Below are 22,721 nucleotides of genomic sequence, written 5' to 3' on the forward strand. Positions count from 1 at the left end.
CGCGGTTTTTTCTATTTTTGGAAGTTTAATAGTTGAAAGTTTTGTTCGTCAAAAAAAGAGTTAATCTAGGAGTACAGATTTTTTTTGGATTATCTCGGTATACAATCCACAAAATACAAAATTCACCTTACTTATTAATTTTTTCCTTTTAATCGTAATAGCAATTTTAAGTATTCTATCAGTTAACAGTAAAAGGGTAATTGAGAAGAGAGACCGACATCATTGGTGGAAGCGCTTACGAATCCTTTCTCCTCACCATACCACCTTTCAGAAAATTTCAAGCAGAACATTTGATACAAATTTAGCTGAAAATTTTTTTAAAAGTCGGAGGGGGATATATGGAATTAACATTAGCTCATTGGGTTTACCTAATTGTCACTGCAGCTGTCATTATTATTATGCTATTCCGAAAAGGTGTTGTATTACCGCTTATCGTAGGGACCTTTATTGTGGCAGCCGTCTACAAGGGGAGTTTAATAGCGGGCTTTCAAGCTGTCTTTAATGCTAACCTTGTTGCCGCTAAGGAACTATTTAGTATTTTCTTAATAATATCGATCATGATTGGTCTCTTAAATTCTCTGAAGGATCTAGGGGCAGATAGAAGGATGGTCGTGCCGATTCAGAAAATAATGGTAAACGGCCATGTTTCCTATTTAGTTTTAATGATCACAACTTATGTAATTTCGCTGTTTTTCTGGCCAACCCCAGCAGTTCCATTAATTTGTGCCTTGTTAGTTCCTGCAGCAGTAAGTGCAGGCCTGCCTGTCATGACTTCCGCAATGGTAATCGTTATCGCAGGTCAAGGGATGGCTCTTTCCTCAGACTATATCATGCAAGTAGCGCCAATGCTAAGTGCAAAAGCAGCGGGTATTGATAAAGCTGCCGTATCAGATAAGGCATTCATTCTTTCTATAATTACAGGATTAAGCGCTTTAGCGATTGTGTATGTAACACATCGAAAGGCGATTACGAAAAAATCTGGTTCTGCCAGTAACGTGAATACTGAAGAAAAAGCATTTTTTAATGTGGCTGAAGAACTTGCAGCGACTGCAGAAGAGACTGCTGATATCGTCCAAAGAAAAGAAACATGGGGAAAAGTTTTCGCTGTCATTGTACCTCTAGCCATGTTAGCTGTTATGATTTTTATGTTCCAGACCAAAATTGGCGGTGGATCTGGATTTGAAGGCGGAGACGGTGCCGCATTCATTGGCGGTGTTGCCACTATTCTATTAGTCTTAGCTACTATTGCTTTTAATCGAATTCATGCGCTTGATAAAATAAGTGAACATATTACCGAAGGTTTTGTTTTTGCCTTCAAGGCCATGGCACCGGTGATACCGATTGCAGGCTACTTCTTTATGGGAAGCGGAGATTTTTCAGGGGCTATTCTGTCTTTAGGTGATAAGGCAGCAAAGCCGGCATTTCTATTTGATTTAATCCAAGCCGGACAAAATTATATCCCGCATAGCCCATTTTTTGCAGCGATTAGTATTTTAATAGTTGGTATCATTACCGGATTAGATGGTTCTGGATTTGCTGGTCTTCCATTAACTGGTGCATTGTCAGGAGCAATCGCTCCAGGAAGTCACATCGATCCTTCCGTTATGGCCGCTATTGGTCAAATGGGTGCAGTTTGGAGCGGCGGGGGAACGCTGATTGCTTGGTCATCTCTTGTGGCCGTTGCAGGCTTCTTACAAGTATCACCACTTGAACTGGCGAGGAAAAACTTCGTACCGGTAATATCGGGACTACTCTTAGCCACTATTTTAGCAGTCATAATTTGGTAGACATTGGGGTCCTCCAAAAATCAGTCAGGAACTGATTTTTGGAAGCCCTTTTTTTCTTGCATGTTTGGTATAGTTTTGAATAGAATGAGGATTGAAACAGCAAGCAATGAATGAAGGAGGCTCAATCAATGAAAGCAGGTTTAGTCGGCATCGGAAAACTAGGGACTGCGATGATGACGCACTGGCATCAAAGCAGCATACCGATAGGGATTTATCACCCCGTGAAAAAGAAGGCCGAAGATTTCGTTCAGCAGTTTCAAAATGGATATTATTTATCAGAGCAAGAATTAACCAAATTGGATGTGTTAATATTAGCTTTACCATCAATGCAGGTGATCCCTTTTATTTCAAGCTTAAAGATTGATGTATCAACCCATTTCATCAATATGGCAACCGCACTTTATACGAAAGAAATAAAAACTAGCTTTCCAGCCCTAAACATTCATGGGGTGAAATTTATGGGTCATTGGAAAGATTTATTGGATCATGGCAATGGCTTGTTTATTACAGAGACCACATTACCACTGAATATAGAGGACCTCTATCATTGTTTAGGGAAGATAAAATTGGATCGTGAGGATTGTTTAACAGAGGTTAATAAACTTGCAACCTATTATGCCATAAAAGCAGCAATCGAAATTGAAAAGGATTTCTCAGGGAAAGGAATTTCCTCTGAATATGTGAAACGAGCCCTAACTTCCTTAGCACCTGAAGTTATGCGTAGTTATAGCGAAGGAAATCTTGGCCATTTTGCGATGGATATTGTAAAAGAAGTGCAAGCAAAGCAAGGAGGAGTCAAACCAAATTGACTCCTCCTTGCTTTAATATTGATCATTTAGGAAAAGAACAATTGTAAGACGAATAGGTACACCATCACACAGCCGATATAAAGGCCGGCAAAGGATAAATTCCAATTTGATACCTTATAGGAACTTTCCTTCACAATGTTGGACATGAGCCCCAGTGTGGCATTATACGGTCCCACAAGAAAGGAAGAAACCGCACCCGCTAACATTGCAACTGTTAATATTGGCGGTGAGATACCGATTACCTCAGGATTGAGTCCTTCGGTCATTAATGCAAGTGACACAGCAGGGTGTAGTCCGAGAAAAGCAAAACCTAAAGGAATTAGTGGCAGCAAAATCAAAAAGATTTCTACTCCCGCCACATGAATAAACTGAATTACCAAGCGATCCAACCATTCATTTGTATGAGAAACATTGATGGTCGAGATAAAAAAGCCAGCGGATAAATAAATAAAGAATTGATCCTTCATGCCTACTGAAAACGATTGAAAATGATTTAATAAATGGGCGCCAAACTCTTTTCCTTGCTTTAAGCATAAAGACCATGTAAAGGAAAAAGGGATAACCATTAAAGAAACGAGTGTTAAGAAGGGGTAAGGAAACTTTCTTTCTACTAATGAAATAGCAAGATTAAAGATTATGATTGCCAGTAATATTTGAAAAACTCTTCGCGAACGGTCGATTTGACTTGGTTCAGCGGCAGCCGCTGTTTCATGGGCAGTGAGGTTTTTCTGTGCTTGGATCATTATTTTTGATTTGCGTGCCCCTAGGTACCAGTCCATTCCCATCCCAACAATACTTAAAGGAATGACATACGGGAGAATTGAAACCCAGCTAACTCCCGTCATCGTGATCACGATCCCGACAATCGGGGTAACGGGTGCCCATAGTAACGGCATGGCAAACCCCCGGGTAATCGCACGGCTCATAAACCGTTCTTTATTTTGGACTGGAATAATATCTAATGAAGGCCGAATCGAATAATAGGTCATTGGCAATGTTGCAAGATTCATAAAAATACTAAAAAAGTATGAAAAACCAGAGGTAATCATATAAAGTTGGCCAGAAGTTTTTACCTTTTTTTGAATCATCGTTTGAATTCCACCGCTGTAACCCCCCAGTTTAATGGGTATTCCTAAAATGGGTACTAAGGTAAACATCGTCAATAAATCGAGCATGGGACCAAAGGAAAGGATATATTCCTGCCAGCGGGCACCGCTTGTCCATAATAATATCAATCCCAGAATCAAAAAGGTACTGCCTAATATTTGAACAAATCGTTTTGCTTGTAAAAGTGTACAAAGAACGATGATAAGACTTAAAACGGATAAGATAACCCCAATATCCAGCTGGGGAAGAAGCACGGAGAGTAAATACAATAAAATCACTAAAAAAAACATAAATCTCAGCATATCATCACCCTAACTCAATATAAGGTATACCAAACAGATAATTTACACTGAATACAGTCACAAATTTGCCACTTTTTAATTTATTTTTGGTATTTGGTATACAATATTGTTGTATTTTTTAATTCTACATTATAAAATGAACTTAATAAATAACATCATCACTAGGGGGAATTTCGATGTTCAACATTCTATTTAATTCTAAAAAATCTGCTGAAAAAGCCGAGAAAAAATTAGCATCATTAAGAAAAATCCTTAAATTTTAAAGGTTTGTGAAAACAGCCGTCACGCATAAGTGGCGGTTTTTTTATGCTTTTTTAAATAATATAAAAACCGGAGAGACGTCATATTCTCTCCGGAGTTATACATGAATCGCCATGGTAGAAAATTATACCGCTACTTCATCAGATTTGACTAGCTTGGAGTTAACTGAATCCTCGCTGTTTCCTGATGCTTTCACGATCTCATTTAATTCCTCACGTGCCGCTTCAATTGTTTCAAACCTCTCAAAAAACTTTACCGCGATATGATTTACATATTCTTTTCCTTCAAATTTTTCAAATAATTGAATTTTAGCGCTTTCATCAAGGACTTTTGCTATCGTATATTTAGCTCGTAATTGATCAAAGAAATAGAAGTGATACGTTTCAACTGGCTCTAGACCATCGTTTTCTAAAATCGTTTGAAAGGTTTCTTTATTCGTTAGCACAACAAATTTTCCCAAATTTGAACACTCCTTTAAATAATCTATTAGACTTTATTGGTAACCGTTCGAAAGTAGATTCAAAATGTTGAATTCCCTTTCAGGAACATTGTATACCAAACTTCTTATTTGTATTTTATCTGAAGTTGTAGAAATATTCAACAGTATATTCTAAATATTAAAATAATTAAAAAACTAGTTTGCTTCTCTAAGAAAAAGATTGTATACTTCAGGAAAGAATCAAAATTTTTAGAATAAACGGAAAGGGGAAGTTTTATGCCTAAAGTGATCCTCCATGTTGATGGGACAACTGTTGAACAAGAAGTGAAGGAGAATGCCAACTTAGTCGTGCTGGCAGCCACACGCCAATTACCAAAGTTAAAATACGGCTGTGGAATGGGACGGTGTACAAAATGCACGTGCATCGTGATCGATGGAGCAGAAGACTTAGCACCACCGAATTGGAAGGAAGAAAAAATGCTGGGAGATAAGGTAAACGAAGGATACCGCTTGACCTGCCAGCTAACTATTCAGCAAGATATCGAAATCTCTCAAGAGAATATTTTGGTACCGCTTCCAAAGAAACAATCAGCTATTCAAGTAAAATAATTTTTTGTTCCATTTATTGGTATACAATATACAAAATATAATTGCAGGTGATTTGTAATGAATTGTTACGATTTAACCAGGATGACTTGGAAAGAGGTAGAGGGAGCATTAAAAACTGCTAAATTTGCCATCATTCCTATCGGAGCTCATGAACAGCATGGTCCTCATATGGTCGAAAGTTGTGATGCAGTTTTAGCAGAAAGAATGGCTAAAAAGCTTGGGGAAAAAATGTTTCCTTTTTGCATAGTTACTCCAACCATAAATATGGGCGTTTCCCAGCATCACTTAAATTTTCCGGGAACCATTTCGCTTGAGCCAACAACCTTAATTGCAATATTACATGACATGATCTCATCTTTAAAACATCATGGAATCGAAAAGTTTTTATTATTAAATTCACACGGCGGCAACCAATCTACTTTAAATGTGGCATCAATGACATTAACAAAAGAACTAGAAGTTGAAATTTATTACGCTAAAACAACAGCATCCGCTAAAAAATCGATTAAGAATTATGTTACTTCAACTTTATTTGGCCACAGCTGTGAGCGTGAAGTTTCCGAAGCCTTATATTTGGCTCCAGAGCTTGTGCGGCCTGAATTACTCGAAAAAGGGGATATTCAGGAAGATGGAAGATGGAAGCAGCTGAGACCGGGGAATGCCATCCAAGGATTTTATTATTATGAAGAAATGACCCAAAATGGCTGTATCGGTGATGCGACTAAAGCCAGCTGGGAAATTGGCAGGCAAATTGTCGAAGAATCATTGGAGAACCTTTCTAAAGAGCTATACAAATTATTAAAGATAGAAGTAGAAACGCATTAGTAGATCAGCCAGCAACTAATTATCAGATTATAATAATCTTTAAAAAATTCTAAAAATTATATTTACAAACGAAAAAAAATAGGTTAGTATTTAGTTAAGGGTATACCAAATAAGAAAAAAAAGTAAAGAATGCTAGATAATATCTATCAATCTTTTATTTTTAAACTCTTTTGGTATACAAAATATCAAATACCAAGTTTAACTTGGTTCAGCTACATAACATTGAGGAGGAGATTACATTGACAGAATTACTTTCAAAAGACGAATTTCGTAAACAACTGGAAGAAGCGATTAAAGGAAATCATAGCCAAAAGGCTCCTTTTACATTAGCGTGGGCTGAAGGAAAATTAGAAAGAAAACACTTTGCAAAATGGGCTGAAAACCATTACCACTATGTTGGACCTTTCGCTGACTACCTGGCGTACATTTACCACAACACTCCAACCGCTCAAAAGTTTGAAGCTGCAAAGGATTTCACTCTACAAAATATGTATGAGGAAGAAATTGCTGCTGACCGTCACACTGATTTGCTGATTCGTTTCGCTGAAGCATGTGGAACTACTCGTGAACGCGTTGTTAATCCTGATAATATGGCTCCTACTACATTAGGCCTTCAAAGCTGGTGTTTCGCAGTTGCCGCACGTGAAAACTTTGTTGTTGCAACAGCTGCCCTAGTCGTAGGCTTAGAATCTCAAGTTCCTGATATCTACCGGAAGCAGACTCCTGCATTACGTGAACAATATGGATTTACGGATGAAGAAATTGAATTTTTCGATTTACACATCGTTTCAGATGAAATCCATGGTGAGCGTGGTTACAAAATCGTTCTTGATCATGCCGATACTCCAGAATTACAGCAACGCTGCTTGGAAGTAGTAAGAACTGGAGCAAAAATGCGCCGCATGTACATGGATGGATTATGGAGAGAGTACTTAGAGCAGGATTTAGGAGCTTTAGTAGAAGCGAAATAATCTTAAAGCTAGTTAATAATAAGACGGATTCAAAAATGGACATTTTTGAATCCGCTTCCTTTACAAGCCGCCCTATTTAATCTTGCAGTTTAAGGTTTAAATGGCGGCTATTTTTATAAAGAAAAGATGGTGATAGATGTGCTAACTACAAAAGTAGAAACATTCAATAACTTAATAGATGGAAAGTGGCTGGAATCTGTTAGCCAAAATACGTTTTTTAGTGTAAACCCGGCTAATAAGGAAGAAATCGTGGGGGTATTCCAAGCTTCAAATGAACAGGATGTCCGCTTGGCGATTGAGGCGGCGCAAAAAGCTTTTCCAGCATGGTCCCAAACGGCACCATCTAAACGTGCAGCGATCTTAAATCAGGCTGCCAGCATTCTCGAACTAAATACCGCTAAGTTAGCCGAAGAGTTAACACGCGAAGAAGGAAAACACATTGATGATGCTAAAAATGAGGTCCTTCGATCAGCGCAAACGCTCAGGTTTTATGCAGTGGAAGGTCAGACCTTTACTGGTGAAACTTTCCCGAATGATGATCCGAATATGAAGGTATCGACGGAAAGAGAGCCGCTTGGAGTGGTGAGTGTCATTACTCCGTGGAACTTCCCACTTTCAATTCCAGCCAGAAAAATAGCACCTGCTTTAATTACTGGAAATACCGTTGTTTTCAAACCTTCGTCAGATACACCACTAATTGCATTTCGATTAGTTGAAGCCTTATATCAAGCCGGTATACCAAAAGGCGTCATTAACTTCGTAACGGGAAAAGCTTCAGATGTGGGCGATATATTAGTAACCCATCCTGCTGTAAGGGCAGTCACTTTTACAGGCTCTACTAGTGCCGGGGAAGATATCCATCGCAAAGCATCTTTTACAACTCGCACACAAATGGAGCTTGGGGGCAAGAATCCGCTCATCGTTATGAACGATGCAGACCTTGATTTGGCCGCAAGCTTGACTGTAAACGGAGGCTTTTCCTTAACCGGGCAAGCGTGCACAGGAACAAGCCGTGTGATCGTTTTAAAAGAAGTGAAAGAGGCATTTGTTCAAAAGCTTATAGAAAAAACCAACGCACTTAAAATTGGAAATGGATTTGAAAAAGGCGTAAAAATTGGCCCGCTTGCCAATGAGAAACAGTTTAATAATGTTTTAAAGTATATTCAATATGGTAAAGAAGATGGTGCTACATTGGCTTTTGGAGGTAATACCTTAACAGAGGGTGAGTACCAAAATGGGTACTATATCCAGCCAGCGATTTTTACGAATGTAATTCCGGATTCACGAATTGCCAAAGAAGAAATTTTTGGACCTGTGATTGCTGTGATTGAAGTAGATACATATGAAGAGGCCATCGCCATTGCGAATGATGTTGAGTATGGTTTATCTGCTTCCATCGTCACCAATAATTTAAAAGTTGCCAACCAATTTACTAAGGATATTCAAGCTGGAACCGTTAAAGTGAACCGTACGACAACGGGCAACTTAATGAACGCACCTTTTGGCGGGCTGAAAAAATCAAGCACTTCCACCTTCCGTGAATCTGGAAGAGTCGGCTTAGAGTTCTTTACCCAATTAAAAACAGTCTATATTGGCTATTAAGGAGAGATTCATCCATGAAAACAGCTTTAAAATTAGAATTAGAAGAAGCAAAAATCATGATTGAGGCGGCTAAGAAAAAATCTGAGGAAATCAATGTGCTTGAAACCATTGCCATTGTGGATGATGGAGGGAATCTGATTGCGCTTGAACGGATGAATGGTGCACGCATCACCGGTCCTGAAATCGCGATTGCGAAAGCTTACACGGCTTCTGGTCATAAACGGTCTACCCATTTATTTAACAAGGAGCCAAATGGTCCTGCTCTCCCAGGAAATGAAGCATTTGGTATTAATCAGATGCTCCCTGGCAAATTTGCCATCTTTGTTGGCGGCTTTCCGATTGTGGTTAATGGTGAAGTAGTCGGGGGAATTGGTGTCAGCGGCGGAAACGGTGAACAAGATACGGCTGTAGGTACTGCTGCATTAACAGCATTGCAAAAGTTTGTGGAAGGTGATGGCCTTGAGGTCATAACTGATGCTGATATAAAAAAATAACGGAAGCTGGACCTCATTCATTGTCTCTTAGTATGAATGGGGTCCATGTTAATCAACGGGGAATTTTTGTTAATAAAGGGGGAGAATCAACTGAAACCATATTTTGAGTTGGCTATAGGGTTTGCACGCACAGGTGTTACTGGATATGGAGGCGGTCCCTCTACGATTCCGTTGATTGAATTTGAAGCTGTTCAAAAATATAAATGGATGACAGAAGAGGAATTTGGGGAAATTTTGGCGTTAGCCAATACGTTACCGGGTCCGATTGCAACCAAAATGGCGGCTTATATCGGATTCAAGGTAAAAGGATCCTTAGGAGCAACAGTTGCCATCCTTGCACACATTCTTCCATCCATCATTGCCATGATTGGATTGCTTGGGGTGCTTTATTCCTTTCGAAAATCTCCAATTGTAAGCGGAATGGTGCAGGGGGTAACGCCTGTCATAGGATTTATGTTATTGGAGATGGCCTACCGTTTTTTCCAAAATGGACGCAAAGGCTTAGGATTATCGAAAATGGTCATACTTTCGGCCGTTTCTTTGGTATTTGTTCAATTTCTTGGTTTACATCCAGGTATTCTAATCGCCGTTTTTCTGATTGCTGCTTATTGGATTGCCGAACGTAAAGAAAAAGCGGCTGCACCCGAGACGAATGTTCTCTTGCAGAGAAAGGAAAAAAGCTCATGATTTATTGGCATATTTTCTGGTCATTTTTTATTGCAAATTTATTAGGCTACGGCGGCGGGCCTGCAACGATTCCATTAATTCAGAATGAAGTTGTCAATCATTATCATTGGATGAGTGTTTCAAAGTTTGGTGATATATTAGCTATTGCAAACGCCTTACCAGGACCAATTGCCACTAAAATGGGAGGGTTTATCGGTTATCAATTGGCAGGATTTCCTGGTGCCATTATTGCGCTGGCAGCCACAATTCTGCCTTCTGCTCTGGCTGTAATTTTGTTATTTAAGTTTGTCAATCTATTTAAGGATTCTCCTAAAATTAAACTTATGACAAAATCAGTACAGCCGATTATTGCCATTTTACTAGCCGTTATGGCCTATCAATTCTTTTTAACCGCGTTTGAAAAAAGTGGTGTTTTTCATCTTTTACTCCTAGCCTGCATTAGCTATTTCGCATTAATCAGGCTAAAGATTCACCCTTCGCTGGTCATTGTATGTGCATTGTTTTATGGAGGGATTTTTTTATCTTAAGCGGATAAACTTAAGGAAAATACTATAATAAATAAGCGGGTGGAGCAATGGAAACAAGATGGGAGGAAAACAATCTTTTATCAATACGAGAACATGCCTATCTATATTTGAAGGAAATGATTCTAGAGGGAGAATTTAAAGCGGGAGACCGGCTGATCGAAAGAGAGCTTGCGGGGAAATTAAATATTAGCCGTACTCCAATTCGAGAAGCTTTGTTCCGGCTGGAATCGCAGGGCTTTGTCAAAACCGTTCCCCGGAAAGGTGTAGTGGTTACGAACATTTCTGAAACAGAAGTCATAGAGGTATTTACCATCCTTTCATCATTGGAGGTTTTGGCAGTAAAATTGGCAGCTCAAAAGATGGATAAGAGTACCCAGCTCGAATTAGATCAAAAAATCCAAGAGCTAATTGAATTGGATAGGCTGGCGGAAGAGAACTTTAATTTTGAACATATTCAAATGAATCAACTGATCAATAAAGCTTCAAAAAGTCCTAAATTATTCGAAATACTTTCCGGGCTGATTGATTATATTCATATGGCCGCGAATATGGGGTACGAAACTCCAGGGCGACGAAAAGAATCGTTAAAGGAACATATCGATATTATGAAGGCCTTACGGGATAAGGAATCGGATATGGCTGAGTATTTAATGAGAATTCATATCGAAAACTCTAAAAAGGCATATATCACCTATATGGAAAATGTAAAAGAAAAGCTTAATAAAAAGGATAAATTAAAATCTCCCATTTAAGCTTGCGAAGGCCACAACATAATCGGTTTGTGGTCTTCATTTTTAATAAAACAGAATTATAAATTAAAAGTTTTGTATTGTCTGAAAATTAAAATTATGGTATATTGTATACCAAGAAGATAAATCTAAGGGAGGAAAACGACATGCCAAAAATACATTTCATAAACAGTAACAAACAATTAGAGGTACCGGAGAATTCTAATATTTTGCGAATGTCTCTTCGTTACGATGGAGAACTCCCAAATCGATGTGGCGGAGGAATCTGCGGCACATGCGTTTTTAAAGCGGAAAATGGAAATGAATTCCTTGATAATGTAAAGATCCAAGAAAGAAGAAAATTAGGGGAAGAGTGGTTAGGGGAAGGGTATCGATTAGGCTGCCAAACATTTGTGACAAACGGCGACATCTCTATTTCATGGGATGAAGCAATTACCGAACAAGTGAAAAAAAGAAAGCCGGATAAACTGCAAAAGGAAGTAACAACCGCAAAATAATTTTTCTAGGGGTGAGATCATGTGGGCCTGTAACAGTCATATGAAAGAAGTATTATCATTCTTAGATATTCCCCATATTAGCAAGGCTTCCTACCATATCAAATGTTCATTTTGTGATAAACCTGCACAAGTAAAAGTTTATTATGCTCATCGGCCAATAAAATATAAAAAGTATAAAGAATTCCAAGATTCGTCCATCATTTCACGCACCTCTTAAAAAAGCTGTCACTCGACAGCTTTTTTTATCATTTTTTGGTGGAGAATGACCTCAGGACTATATAAAAAACACGATAATTTTGCTAAAATATTAAAAAGTATCTAAAAATACATAACAATGACCTTTTCTAATCATAGGGAATTAGTCTAATATTTTCCGATTAGTTGCATTATAGGTTTTGATAAATTGGAGGAATGAACATGTGGGATATGGATATGGATATAGATCAAATCGCAAGGATTAAAGTAATAGGCGTTGGCGGCGGCGGAAATAACGCGGTTAACCGAATGATTGAAGGCGGTGTACAAGGGGTTGAATTCATCGCCGTTAACACAGATGCCCAGGCTCTTAATCTATCAAAAGCAGAGATTAAAATGCAAATTGGTGCTCAATTAACAAGAGGATTAGGAGCAGGTGCCAATCCGGAAGTCGGCAGAAGAGCCGTAGAGGAGAGCAGGAAACAGCTAGAAGAGGTATTAAAAGGAGCTGACATGGTCTTCGTCACGGCCGGAATGGGCGGCGGAACAGGAACAGGAGCAGCACCGGCTATTGCTGAAATTGCTCATGACCTCGGCGCATTAACGATTGGAGTCGTCACACGCCCATTTGGATTTGAAGGAAGAAAACGTGCACAAAACGCAGCAAGCGGAATCGAGTTTATGAGGAACGCGGTTGATACCTTAATTATTGTGCCGAATGACCGCTTATTGCAGATTGTCGATAAAAAGACCCCTATGATTGAAGCCTTCCGCGAAGCCGATAATGTACTCCGTCAGGGTGTCCAAGGAATTTCGGATTTAATAGCCGTCCCAGGATTAATAAACCTTGACTTTGCTGATGTTAAAACCATTATGTCTAACCAGGGAACGGCCTTAATGGGGATTGGAGTTGCAAAAGGTCCTAACCGCGCTGTTGAAGCTGCCAAAAAGGCGATTTCCAGTCCGTTACTCGAAACGTCCATTGACGGGGCACAAGGTGTCCTCATGAATATTACAGGCGGAAGCAATTTAAGCTTGTATGAAGTACAGGAGGCAGCGGATATTGTCGCTTCTGCCGCAGATCATGAATTAAATATGATTTTTGGTTCTATCATTAACGATAGTCTAAAGGAAGAAATCATGATTACGGTTATTGCTACTGGTTTTGATGATAAAGAAGGCTCTAGATTAAACACAGCTTCAAACCTGTTAGGGTCAAAGCCTCCTTCACAAAGAGAAACGATTAAGGAACAGAAGGTAAGTGAAGAAAGGCTGCCTGAAAATGGAAAACAATGGATGGAACCCGAGGAAACACTCGATATTCCAACATTCCTGCGAAATCGTAATAGAAGATAAATCTTTTGGCTGCCGAATGTCACTCGGCAGTCTTTTAATTTGAAGGCTGTGTTAAAGGTTATTGTTGATTTTTTAACACTGTTGATTGGAGAACAAATCAACAGCCAAGTTTAACACAGCCATTTTGAATAATTTTTTTCGAGAAAGTGCTATACTATTCAATGGTGAAATAATCAATATTATCATGCTATATATAATATAAATAGGTCGTAACCAAAATTAATGAATATGATTAATTATAGTAGGAAAATTCGCAAAATAATTTTTTATGAAAGCGTATGCTATAATGATACTATTCAAACAACAAAGGAGTTTTTGTAATGTTAAAAGATTTCTTTATGGGTTTATCACAAAACCAATTTCTAAATAATGCAGCAAAGAAATATGGGCTTAAATTAGGAGCGCAAAGTGTTGTTGCCGGAACGACTATCGAAGAAACGATTAAAAGCATTAAAGAATTGAATGCGCATGGTATTTCGGCTACTGTTGATAATCTTGGCGAGTTTGTTTTTGAAAAAGAAGAGGCAACTAAGGCTAAAGAACAAATTCTTAAGGTCATTGAGGCCATTCATGAAAATAAGGTCGATGCTCATATTTCCTTAAAACCAACTCAATTAGGATTGGATATTGATTATTCTTTTTGCTTAAGCAATTTACGTGAAATCGTTCATCTTGCAAACAACTACGGGATTTTTGTTAATTTCGACATGGAAGATTACGGTCATCTTAAGCCTTCGTTTGATTTATTAGATGAATTGTCCATGGAATATGGGAATGTAGGTACTGTTATTCAGGCTTACTTCTACGAAGCGCAAGAAAACCTTGAAAAATACAAAAACTATCGGTTACGTATCGTAAAAGGCGCTTATAAAGAGCCTGAGGAGTACGCTTACCAGGATAAGAAAGATATTGATAAAAACTTTATTAAATTAATCGAATGGCATTTAGTAAATGGAAAATTTACATCGATTGCTACCCATGATCACCGAATCATTAATCATGTTAAGGAATTTGTTAAAAAGAACAATATTCCATATGATAAGTTCGAGTTTCAAATGCTTTATGGTTTTAGAAAAGACATGCAGCTTGACCTTGCAAAAGAAGGCTACAACTTCTGTACGTACGTACCTTTCGGAAATGACTGGTATGGCTATTTCATGAGACGCCTTGCAGAAAGACCGCAGAATTTAAATCTTGTTGCTAAACAAGTATTTAATAAGAAAACGAACACCATTATTGGTGTTGCTGCAAGCGCCTTTTTATTAGGAAGAATTTCAAAGGCAAATAATAAGAATCGCCGTTAATTAAATAACAATTCGTACTTTATGAAGCTCCTGCAAAAGCAGGGGCTTTTTGCATTCCTCAAAAATCCTCTAATTCAATTTTATAAGTAATTTGGACATGCTGCCCTGAATAGGATAGGTGAGTGGGATTTTAAAGAATAAGAGGGAGTCTACTATAATGGGTAAGCAATCACTGGCAATCTCAATATTACTAATTAGCAGTTTAATAGGGTTAACTGGATGTACAGATAAAACAACAACAAAACCATCAGAGGGTAAGGTAACAGAGCCGCAGAAGCTGCCTGAAACAAAACCTCCGGAAGAAACGGTCAAGGAAGAAGAACAAAAGCCTATCACGGTTAATATCATTGATCCAAACACAAAAGCGATTTTAAAGACCCTTCTTCCTCTTGAAATGGGATATGATGCCAATAAAGAAACTTATCAAAAGGAAATTGAGAAATGGGCAAAGGATATGGCAAGAGGGACACAAACAACGCCTGGCTACGATCAGAGAATGATTCTTGACAAGATTGATGCGAATGGACAAATCATAAAAGGAAAGCCTCAGGTTATACTAGAAGAATCCGAGTTAGTGGAAAAAGTAATGGCGGCATCAGTTAATGGAGGTGACGTTGAGCTTCCTCTTTATGTCACGGAAAGCGGCTATAAACCAGAGGATGTTGCCCATTTAAATGAAGTAGTCCTGGCGAGCTATTCAACCAGATTTGACAGCGGGGTAATCGGGCGGTCAAAAAATATTGAGTTGTCTTCTCAAGCTATTAATAATGTCATTGTTGGAGCTGGTGACTATTTCTCCTTTAATACAACAGTTGGTCCGAGTGATGCCGCACATGGCTATCAAAAGGCAAAGGAAATCGTCAATAAGCAATTAGTCGATGGTATTGGCGGGGGAATTTGCCAAACCTCTTCCACCTTATTTAATGCAGTCGATCAAGTAGGGGTTAGTTATGTGGAAAAACATCATCATTCATTGTCAGTGGGGTACGTACCTGCAGGGCGGGATGCCACGGTTTCGTATGGCGGGCCAGATTTTAGATTTCAGAACACGAAGGGTGTTCCGATTTTAATTAAAACCATTTACGGAAAAGGGACATTAACGGTTGAAGTTAGAACATCCATTGCTTATCAAAGCCTCATTGCTAAAGGAAATTAATAAAGGCAGAATCTTTGTGGATACCACTAGGTTCTGCCTTTTTATTTTCCAATCGAACGCTGTATATTCCTCCAAATATAAGCAAAAAATACCTTTGGCTTATTAAGATTAACCAAAGGAGGAATATTATGAGAAGGATTAATAGGTCGTTCATGTTCTTAATTATCTTAACTATTGTAGGATGGACTGGGAATCAGGATGTTTCCGCCCGTGTTTTGGATGATACAAATGTAAGCAAGCGTCAAGATGTAGAGGCAAGCAGACAGCAGACAACTGGTACAGGTGACCAAGGATTATCAGAAGAGTACCATGGTCATAAATCAAACAGGCCAGAAACAAAACTTAAGAAACCAAAACCACCTGCATCTAATAATAAATTTAAACAAATACAGCTTTTGGGTATAAATGACCTGCACGGTCAATTAAATGTAACAAGGAAAGTTAATGGAAAGCCAGCAGGACGTGTCGACTATCTTGCAGCATATTTAAAGCAAAGAGCAGCCGAGAATAAGAACACGCTATTTGTACAGGCTGGTGACATGGTCGGGGCAAGTCCGCCTGTTTCTGCTCTTTTACAGGATGAACCGACTATTGAAATCTTAAATAAACTTGGCTTTGATATTGGAACGGTTGGAAACCATGAGTTTGATGAAGGAGTAAAAGAACTTCTCCGCCTGATTAACGGGGGGACCCATCCCAAAACGGGAAATTTTGCGGGTTCTAATTTTCCGTGGATTGTAGCAAATGTTATAGATGAAAAAACAGGAAAAACGATTTTACCGCCTTATAAAGTTTTAAAAGTAGACGGAATGTCCATTGGCTTTATCGGAGTGGTTACTACCGAAACTCCTTCAGTTGTGGTGCCTAGCGGAGTGGCGGGATTAAAATTCACAGATGAAGTAGAAGCCATTAATAGAAACGTGGCAGAATTAAAAAAGCAGGGTGTGAAATCGATTATTGTTTTAGCACATAACCCTGGTTCATCAGGACCAAATGGAGAAAATCCAACAGGGCAGCTAGTCGATATTGCTAATCGAGTCGATGACGAAGTGGATATTATATTTGGCGGACATAACCATGCGTATATGAATGCCACCATTGATAATAAATTAGTTGTTCAATCCTATTCTTATGGAACGGCATTTTCTGACGTTGATATCGAAATTGACCCTAAAACAAAGGATATCGTTTCAAAAAGAGCAGAAATCGTCACAACATTTCAAGAAGGTACGAAACCAGACCCAGAAATTAAACAAATTATTGAAGGCTATGAAGCAAAAATTGCCCCAATCGTAAATCGGGTGGTCTGGTCTACCTCTGTTCCTTTAACCGCACTGCAAGATGGAAATGGGGAATCCGTCTTGGGAGACCTTATCGCTGATGCTCAACGGTCCGCGATGGGCACTCAATTTGCGTTTATGAATCCAGGCGGTATTCGCGCAGATATTGATGCAGGGGATATCACATGGGGTGAGGTATATACTGTTCAGCCATTTAATAATGAGCTTGTCAAGATGACAATGACAGGACAGCAGATTCGAGACTTGCTCGAACAGCAGTGGGGGACGAAAACGACCATGCTGCAAATTTCTGGTTTAACCTATTCGTGGGATCCTAATAAACCAATTGGACAAAGGGTAGTGAGCATGAAGCTCCCAGATGGAACAGTGCTTGATCCAAATACCCCTTATACAGTGACAGCAAACATCTTCCTCTCTGGCGGGGGGGACGGGTTCACCGTATTTACGAAAGCACAAAACAAAGAAGTGGGACCATTGGATTTGGATGCGCTCGTCAATTATATTTCAGCACAGCCAAAGCCATTTACCTATAATATTCAGAACCGGATTCAGAAGGTTCAATAATCAAGAATAGGGTGTCAGGCACCATCAACGGTGCCTGACACCCTATTCAATCTTAACCGTGATTTGATCCCATGCATTGTAGCCGTACCCATTTCGATTCCAAAAAGGATTTGATGGCTGGGTGCGATTGGAGGAATCCGTTGCTTTGGACATGATGGTGTATTCTCCTTTAGCTTCAACGGCCCACTCATATGACCAGGGGACCCAGCCGTAGTTTCCTGGACTATGATGACCTATTTCAGCGAATGCCCACGTTTGACCTTTATCGGTACTAATTTCAACCTTAGTAATATCGCCCTTACCTGTCCAAGCAATTCCTTTAATGACATGTTTGCCTATATTTAGAATTTCTCTATCAAGCGGCTTTTGAATAGTTGAATTTACCTTCAAGCCGGTTACGGGAACAGCTCCTTCGTCATTATTTTTATTTGGAAAATAAACATAGTCCATCGATTGAAATGGTCCAGTAAAATGAGAATCGATTAAGGTTATTTGCTTAATCCATTTTACAGAAGCCATGCCATACCACTGTGGAACAATCAATCTCAATGGATATCCATGCTTAAATGGAATTGGTTGATTATTGTATTCGTAGGCTATAATCGTGTCTGGATGCAAGGCTTTTTCTACGGGAAGGCTTCTTTTAAAAGGAACAACTCCCTCGAGGTCAGTTCTTTTTCCGTAATCATACCCCTCCACGACAACTTCCTTTGCACCATCTTTTATTCCAGCTGCTTCCAGCAGTGTCCTTAAAGATACTCCTTTCCAATTGCCTTGACTAATCCCACCTTTTTCCCACTGCTCTCCAAAAACCTTTGGTTCAAATAGTCCTCGCTTATTACCTGCACATTCCGTGGCAACCTTTATGGTTTTGGCAGGGAACTTCATAATCTCATGCATGGTAAAAATTCTAGGTATTTGAACATGGCCGTTGATAGGTAACCAATAGTAAGAATAGGTTAGCCGTGGATAGGAGAAATGGTTTCTTCGATAAAATAATCTAGGTGGAAGAATGTCTGTCTCAATAAACTGAATGGGTGTTTCTTTATTTTCAGGATGCAGTTTATGAACGGTAAGAGAAATATTTTGCATGGAAACCTCCTTATAAATGTGGCTGTAATATTAATAAATATGTTCTCTTATTAATGTTTTTGTCGGGAATTCTCAATTTTTAATAAAGAGTATTGGGGATGGAAGGGGACTAATATTTAATTCAATTATAAATAAAATATTCAAAATTGTATAAAAACAATCGTTTATTTGATATAACTGAATTATTGGTGGATTTTTCACTTCATTTATTCAAAATTGAATAAATGAAGTTGTATAAAAGATGGTGAGAGGAGGAGATTTTTATGGTCAATGAAAAAAATAGTTGGAACGAAAGTGAAGCCATTCTGCACTCTTTGCAAGATGATATTTTAGTGACAAATACGGATGGGATTATTTTGAAAGTAAGTGAAGCCACCGAAGGTATTTATAACTTAAAATCGAATGAAATGGTTGGCCGGTCGGTTTATGAACTAGAAAAAGAAGGAGTTTTTACACCAATCTTGACCCCCATGGTGTTAAAAGAAAAGAAGAAAATTACAATTGTCCAAACCACAAATGATGGGAAAAAATTATTGGTTACTGGTATACCGGTATTCAATCAGGATAATCAACTTGTGCGAATCGTTAGTTATTCACATGATATTACTGAGTTACTAAATATGCAAAAATATTTAACTGATATGGAAGATGAAATGGAAAGAGTAAAAAGTGAGCTTGAAATGCTTAGAAATCTTCATTTCTATACTGAAGGCATGATTGCAAGCGGAGATGAAATGAAAAAGGTTTTACAACTTTCTTTACAGGTAGCTGAAATCGATGTAAATGTGTTACTTCTTGGTGAATCAGGAGTTGGGAAATCGCACATAGCGAAATTTATTCACAATAAAAGTCCTAGAAAAGATGGTCCATTTATTGAAGTGAACTGTGGGGCAATCCCTGAATCACTATTTGAAGCAGAGTTTTTTGGTTATGAATCAGGGTCCTTTACAGGTGCAAGCAATAAAGGAAAAGTAGGTTTAGCGGAGCTTGCAGAGGGTGGGACATTATTTTTGGATGAGATTGGGGAGTTATCGTTAGCTAATCAAGTAAAAATATTGAAGTTTATTCTGGAAAAGCAGTTTTACCGTGTCGGAGGAACAAAGGTCCGAAAGGTTGATTTCCGAATCTTAGCAGCCACAAATAAAGATTTAGAGAAAGCGATTGAGGAAAAAACGTTTCGCCAGGATCTTTTTTTTCGTCTAAATGTTGTGCCAATCACCATCCCTCCATTACGAAAACGTTCAACGGACATTATTCCCTTAGTTGACTACTTTTTAAAGTATTTCTCTGATAAATATTACAGAGAACGAGCCCTAGATGAAGGTGTTATTCATTTATTGCTGACAAATGAATGGAAAGGGAATGTGAGAGAGTTAATCAATTTAATTGAGAGGCTAGTGGTTACGTCCTCTAAACAGTTAATTGAAGTAGAAAACCTGCCTGAACGCTATCGAAAGACCTACCAAGAGGTTGCAACGATTGAAGGTGCGAATCGCTCATTGGATGAAATACTTGATAGCGTTGAAAAGCAAGTCCTGTTAAAAGCTAGAAAACGTTACAAAACTATGACTCAAATCGCCAAAGCATTAGGCATCAGTCAACCATCGGTGTTTAGAAAACTCAGAAAATATGGAATAGATTAAAAAGTGGCATAGAACTTGCATGTTTTATTGTTAATAAAAAGAAAAATTTAGGTAGAGGATGGGGGCGGAAAGGAGAGTTATTAATATTATAAAATTAATATTTATTCAACAATAATAATTGGAAAATATATTTAAATAACTAGAGTAATGTATATTTATTTCCATTTATCTATAAACATTTAATTACTGAATATTTAAAATCTATATTGACATAAGAATTTTGAATATTTATATTAAAAGAATGTTATATATCTTACGGTTTTTCAATAATAAGGGGGATGGAATATGAAAGTGACTGTAGGACCTGCACAGTATGTAAGAGAGACCGGTATATTAACAGCGGCTGGATCGTACATAAGAAATTTCGGAAAAACTGCTGCACTTATTGGAGGACAGGTTAGTGTTGATATTGTAGAAGACACATTAAGAAAGAGTTTGTCCGCAGAAGGTATGTCTATGTTGCCCTCCCTTTGGTATGGTGGAGAATCTTCTGAAACCAATATTAATAGACTGGTAGACAAATTACAGAGCCAAGACTTCGATGTTTTAATTGGAACAGGTGGAGGCAAGGCCATTGATACGGTTAAATCTGTGGCATTCAAACTAAATAAACCATTGGTTGTCATCCCAACCATAGCGGCCACTTGTGCTGCGGCAACACCTATTTCTATTCTTTATAACGATGAAGGTGAATTTATTGGCATTGGGAGGGAGTCGAAAGCTCCAGAACTAGTCTTAGTAGATTCGAACATCCTTTTAAAAGCTCCCGTTCGCTTTTTTATTGCGGGGATTGGTGATACCCTGGCAAAATGGTTTGAAACAAGGGCTACTATAAAAAAAGCGAATCCAACTGCGTTAAATCAAACAGCCTTTGCGATAGCAGCTCAAGTTTTTAAAACTCTACATGAAATTGGTCATGAAGCGATTCAATCTGTTGAATCCCATTCTTTAACGAAAGCATTTGAAGATGTTGTCGATGCGATTATTTTGGTAAGTGGAAGTGTGAGCGGGTACGGTGGGGATGATTGTCGGACAGCAGGTGCCCACGCCATTTATTCAGGCTTAACGATATTTCCGGAATGTCATCAATCGTATCATGGTGAAATTGTTGCCTTCGGAATTCTTGCTCAATTATGTATGGAATCGAAGGAAGAAGAGCTGCCAAACTTAATTCGTTATTATCAGGAAATCGGACTTCCCTTTACTTTGGAGCAAATGGGTATAAAGGAATTAACCGATTATCAATGGTTAAAGCTAGGTGAAATAACCGTCACGATTGAAGATATGGCAAACATGCCGTTTGATGTTACACCAGAAATGGTGATAAAAGCTGTAAAACAAGCGGATGGAATAGGAAAAGAGTTTTTAAGTATTTCATGATAAATATAAAGGGGGAAATAGGAATGAAAAAATGGTTAATGGTTGTTTGTTCGATGATGTTATTACTAGCGTTAGCGGCATGCGGTAAAGAGGAAGCTTCGGGCAATTCCAAGAATGGAAAGTCGTCTGAACCATTGAAAGTGACGCTGCCAACTTGGACGGGTTATGGGCCATTATTTTTAGCCAAGGAAAAAGGCTTTTTCAAAAAGAACGGTATTGATGTGGACCTTTCCATTGTTGAAGGATTAGGCGAACGAAAACAAGCGCTGGCAAGCGGAAAAATTGATGGAATGGCAACGGCACTTGATGTCCAGGTATCTTTAGCGGCTTCAAATATTCCGGTTCAAGTTGTTTGGTTATTGGATGATTCCCACGGCGGAGATGGGATTCTCGTGAAAAATAATATTAATAGTGTTAAAGACTTAAAAGGAAAAACGGTTGCATTTGAAGTAGGTTCAACAAGCCATATGCTTGCCTTACAAGCATTAAAACAAGGCGGATTAACAGAAAAAGATGTACAAGTCGTTCAAATGTCAGCTGGAGATGCAGGAGCCGCTTTTGCTGCCGGTAAAGTTGATGCCGCGGTAACATGGGAGCCTTGGTTAACAAAGGGATCACAAGCAAACGGAAAAGTATTGTTAACGACAAAGGATCTGCCTGGAATTATTGTGGATACGGTCAGCTTTAAGGAAGATGTTATCAAAAACCGCCCCGAAGATGTAAAAGCATTTGTTAAGGCGATGGGTGAAGCGATGACATATTGGAAAGAGCATGAGAAAGAAGCGAACGAAATTATGGCCAAAGGTCTTAAAATCGATTTGAAAGAATTTGAAGGAACGGTAACCGGATTAAAATTCTTCTCCAAAGAGGATAATCAAAAACTTTTCGGAACTGAAAGTGCAAAAGGTGACATCTATCAATCAGCAGACAATGCAATTAAGTTTTACAAAGATCAAAAGATAATTGAAAAAGAACCAAAAGTGGATGATGTCATCAATCCAAGCTTTCAAAAATAGAAAATAGGATTTATATGAAGCCTGACTCATGAGGTGTTCTTCCTGCCT

21 protein-coding genes are annotated in these 22,721 nt (G+C 38.6%); 18 read left to right on the plus strand and 3 right to left on the minus strand.

Features of this window, described 5'->3' with window-relative positions; all coding sequences use genetic code 11:
- Nucleotides 1-338: 338 nt before the first annotated feature.
- Together ACIFOT_RS05955 and ACIFOT_RS05960 are read left to right on the plus strand one after the other, a co-directional pair.
- On the plus strand, nt 339-1,787 hold the full coding sequence (locus ACIFOT_RS05955; RefSeq protein WP_430063010.1) for a hypothetical protein: 1,449 nt from the start codon (nt 339-341) through the stop codon (nt 1,785-1,787).
- A 128-nt stretch (nt 1,788-1,915) separates the two neighbouring features.
- A complete protein-coding gene (locus ACIFOT_RS05960; protein ID WP_430063013.1) occupies nt 1,916-2,596 on the plus strand; it encodes an NAD(P)-binding domain-containing protein in 681 nt (226 codons plus the stop codon).
- A gap of 26 nt (nt 2,597-2,622) precedes the next feature.
- Here ACIFOT_RS05960 and ACIFOT_RS05965 read toward each other — a convergent pair whose 3' ends face one another.
- The gene (locus ACIFOT_RS05965) at nt 2,623-4,005 is read right to left on the minus strand and encodes a hypothetical protein (protein ID WP_430063017.1); all 1,383 of its coding nucleotides are present in this window, start codon (nt 4,003-4,005) and stop codon (nt 2,623-2,625) included.
- 385 nt (nt 4,006-4,390) lie between these two features.
- Nucleotides 4,391-4,726 carry a hypothetical protein gene (locus ACIFOT_RS05970; RefSeq protein ID WP_430063020.1) on the minus strand — a complete coding sequence of 112 codons (336 nt, stop codon included), beginning with the start codon at nt 4,724-4,726 and terminating at the stop codon, nt 4,391-4,393.
- Nucleotides 4,727-4,981: 255 nt separating this feature from the next.
- Between ACIFOT_RS05970 and ACIFOT_RS05975 the strand changes: the two genes are divergently transcribed.
- From ACIFOT_RS05975 to ACIFOT_RS06035, 13 genes are all read left to right on the plus strand, one after another.
- A complete protein-coding gene (locus tag ACIFOT_RS05975) occupies nt 4,982-5,314 on the plus strand; it encodes a 2Fe-2S iron-sulfur cluster-binding protein (RefSeq protein WP_430063023.1) in 333 nt (110 codons plus the stop codon).
- 57 nt (nt 5,315-5,371) lie between these two features.
- Nucleotides 5,372-6,139 carry a creatininase family protein gene (locus tag ACIFOT_RS05980; protein ID WP_430063026.1) on the plus strand — a complete coding sequence of 256 codons (768 nt, stop codon included), beginning with the start codon at nt 5,372-5,374 and terminating at the stop codon, nt 6,137-6,139.
- Nucleotides 6,140-6,378: 239 nt separating this feature from the next.
- A complete protein-coding gene (locus ACIFOT_RS05985) occupies nt 6,379-7,110 on the plus strand; it encodes a TenA family transcriptional regulator (protein ID WP_430063029.1) in 732 nt (243 codons plus the stop codon).
- Between the two features lie 126 nt (nt 7,111-7,236).
- Nucleotides 7,237-8,712, plus strand: a complete 1,476-nt coding sequence (locus ACIFOT_RS05990; protein ID WP_430063032.1) for an aldehyde dehydrogenase family protein — start codon at nt 7,237-7,239, stop codon at nt 8,710-8,712.
- 14 nt (nt 8,713-8,726) lie between these two features.
- Nucleotides 8,727-9,206, plus strand: a complete 480-nt coding sequence (locus tag ACIFOT_RS05995) for a GlcG/HbpS family heme-binding protein (RefSeq protein WP_430063035.1) — start codon at nt 8,727-8,729, stop codon at nt 9,204-9,206.
- A gap of 45 nt (nt 9,207-9,251) precedes the next feature.
- A complete protein-coding gene (locus ACIFOT_RS06000; protein ID WP_430063038.1) occupies nt 9,252-9,893 on the plus strand; it encodes a chromate transporter in 642 nt (213 codons plus the stop codon).
- Complete coding sequence (locus tag ACIFOT_RS06005) at nt 9,890-10,420, plus strand: chromate transporter (protein ID WP_430063041.1); 531 nt, start codon at nt 9,890-9,892, stop codon at nt 10,418-10,420. The genes ACIFOT_RS06000 and ACIFOT_RS06005 overlap by 4 nt, the downstream gene beginning before the upstream one ends.
- A gap of 47 nt (nt 10,421-10,467) precedes the next feature.
- Complete coding sequence (locus tag ACIFOT_RS06010) at nt 10,468-11,172, plus strand: GntR family transcriptional regulator (protein WP_430063044.1); 705 nt, start codon at nt 10,468-10,470, stop codon at nt 11,170-11,172.
- Between the two features lie 143 nt (nt 11,173-11,315).
- A complete protein-coding gene (locus ACIFOT_RS06015; RefSeq protein WP_430063047.1) occupies nt 11,316-11,666 on the plus strand; it encodes a 2Fe-2S iron-sulfur cluster-binding protein in 351 nt (116 codons plus the stop codon).
- Between the two features lie 417 nt (nt 11,667-12,083).
- Nucleotides 12,084-13,217 (plus strand): cell division protein FtsZ, encoded by a 1,134-nt coding sequence (gene ftsZ / locus ACIFOT_RS06020; RefSeq protein ID WP_430063050.1) that lies wholly within the window; start codon nt 12,084-12,086, stop codon nt 13,215-13,217.
- Nucleotides 13,218-13,537: 320 nt separating this feature from the next.
- Nucleotides 13,538-14,521: a proline dehydrogenase family protein gene (locus ACIFOT_RS06025; RefSeq protein ID WP_430063053.1), complete on the plus strand. Its 984-nt coding sequence runs from the start codon at nt 13,538-13,540 to the stop codon at nt 14,519-14,521.
- Nucleotides 14,522-14,678: 157 nt separating this feature from the next.
- Nucleotides 14,679-15,677: a VanW family protein gene (locus ACIFOT_RS06030; RefSeq protein WP_430063056.1), complete on the plus strand. Its 999-nt coding sequence runs from the start codon at nt 14,679-14,681 to the stop codon at nt 15,675-15,677.
- Between the two features lie 128 nt (nt 15,678-15,805).
- Nucleotides 15,806-17,542 (plus strand): bifunctional metallophosphatase/5'-nucleotidase, encoded by a 1,737-nt coding sequence (locus tag ACIFOT_RS06035; protein WP_430063059.1) that lies wholly within the window; start codon nt 15,806-15,808, stop codon nt 17,540-17,542.
- A 42-nt stretch (nt 17,543-17,584) separates the two neighbouring features.
- Here ACIFOT_RS06035 and ACIFOT_RS06040 read toward each other — a convergent pair whose 3' ends face one another.
- Complete coding sequence (locus tag ACIFOT_RS06040; RefSeq protein ID WP_430063062.1) at nt 17,585-18,634, minus strand: sulfite oxidase; 1,050 nt, start codon at nt 18,632-18,634, stop codon at nt 17,585-17,587.
- Nucleotides 18,635-18,897: 263 nt separating this feature from the next.
- Here ACIFOT_RS06040 and ACIFOT_RS06045 point away from each other — a divergent pair, with 263 nt between their 5' ends.
- From ACIFOT_RS06045 to ACIFOT_RS06055, 3 genes are all read left to right on the plus strand, one after another.
- A complete protein-coding gene (locus ACIFOT_RS06045; RefSeq protein WP_430063064.1) occupies nt 18,898-20,277 on the plus strand; it encodes a sigma-54 interaction domain-containing protein in 1,380 nt (459 codons plus the stop codon).
- 285 nt (nt 20,278-20,562) lie between these two features.
- Nucleotides 20,563-21,657: an iron-containing alcohol dehydrogenase family protein gene (locus ACIFOT_RS06050; protein WP_430063067.1), complete on the plus strand. Its 1,095-nt coding sequence runs from the start codon at nt 20,563-20,565 to the stop codon at nt 21,655-21,657.
- Nucleotides 21,658-21,680: 23 nt separating this feature from the next.
- Entirely contained in the window at nt 21,681-22,673 is a 993-nt protein-coding gene (locus tag ACIFOT_RS06055; protein WP_430063070.1) for an ABC transporter substrate-binding protein, read from the plus strand.
- Nucleotides 22,674-22,721: the final 48 nt, after the last annotated feature.

It is taken from the genome of Neobacillus sp. NRS-1170 (assembly GCF_050468025.1).

Coding starts and splice junctions, on each gene's coding strand:
- ACIFOT_RS05980 (WP_430063026.1), top strand. CDS start 5,372: ATGAATTGTTACGATTTAACCAGGATGACTTGGAAAGAGGTAGAGGGA.
- ACIFOT_RS06005 (WP_430063041.1), top strand. CDS start 9,890: ATGATTTATTGGCATATTTTCTGGTCATTTTTTATTGCAAATTTATTA.
- ACIFOT_RS06000 (WP_430063038.1), top strand. CDS start 9,252: ATGTTAATCAACGGGGAATTTTTGTTAATAAAGGGGGAGAATCAACTG.
- ACIFOT_RS06045 (WP_430063064.1), top strand. CDS start 18,898: ATGGTCAATGAAAAAAATAGTTGGAACGAAAGTGAAGCCATTCTGCAC.
- ACIFOT_RS06040 (WP_430063062.1), bottom strand. CDS start 18,634: ATGCAAAATATTTCTCTTACCGTTCATAAACTGCATCCTGAAAATAAA.
- ACIFOT_RS06025 (WP_430063053.1), top strand. CDS start 13,538: ATGTTAAAAGATTTCTTTATGGGTTTATCACAAAACCAATTTCTAAAT.
- ACIFOT_RS05975 (WP_430063023.1), top strand. CDS start 4,982: ATGCCTAAAGTGATCCTCCATGTTGATGGGACAACTGTTGAACAAGAA.
- ftsZ (WP_430063050.1), top strand. CDS start 12,084: ATGTGGGATATGGATATGGATATAGATCAAATCGCAAGGATTAAAGTA.
- ACIFOT_RS05960 (WP_430063013.1), top strand. CDS start 1,916: ATGAAAGCAGGTTTAGTCGGCATCGGAAAACTAGGGACTGCGATGATG.
- ACIFOT_RS05995 (WP_430063035.1), top strand. CDS start 8,727: ATGAAAACAGCTTTAAAATTAGAATTAGAAGAAGCAAAAATCATGATT.
- ACIFOT_RS06015 (WP_430063047.1), top strand. CDS start 11,316: ATGCCAAAAATACATTTCATAAACAGTAACAAACAATTAGAGGTACCG.
- ACIFOT_RS06030 (WP_430063056.1), top strand. CDS start 14,679: ATGGGTAAGCAATCACTGGCAATCTCAATATTACTAATTAGCAGTTTA.
- ACIFOT_RS06050 (WP_430063067.1), top strand. CDS start 20,563: ATGAAAGTGACTGTAGGACCTGCACAGTATGTAAGAGAGACCGGTATA.
- ACIFOT_RS06055 (WP_430063070.1), top strand. CDS start 21,681: ATGAAAAAATGGTTAATGGTTGTTTGTTCGATGATGTTATTACTAGCG.
- ACIFOT_RS05965 (WP_430063017.1), bottom strand. CDS start 4,005: ATGCTGAGATTTATGTTTTTTTTAGTGATTTTATTGTATTTACTCTCC.
- ACIFOT_RS06010 (WP_430063044.1), top strand. CDS start 10,468: ATGGAAACAAGATGGGAGGAAAACAATCTTTTATCAATACGAGAACAT.
- ACIFOT_RS05955 (WP_430063010.1), top strand. CDS start 339: ATGGAATTAACATTAGCTCATTGGGTTTACCTAATTGTCACTGCAGCT.
- ACIFOT_RS06035 (WP_430063059.1), top strand. CDS start 15,806: ATGAGAAGGATTAATAGGTCGTTCATGTTCTTAATTATCTTAACTATT.
- ACIFOT_RS05990 (WP_430063032.1), top strand. CDS start 7,237: ATGGTGATAGATGTGCTAACTACAAAAGTAGAAACATTCAATAACTTA.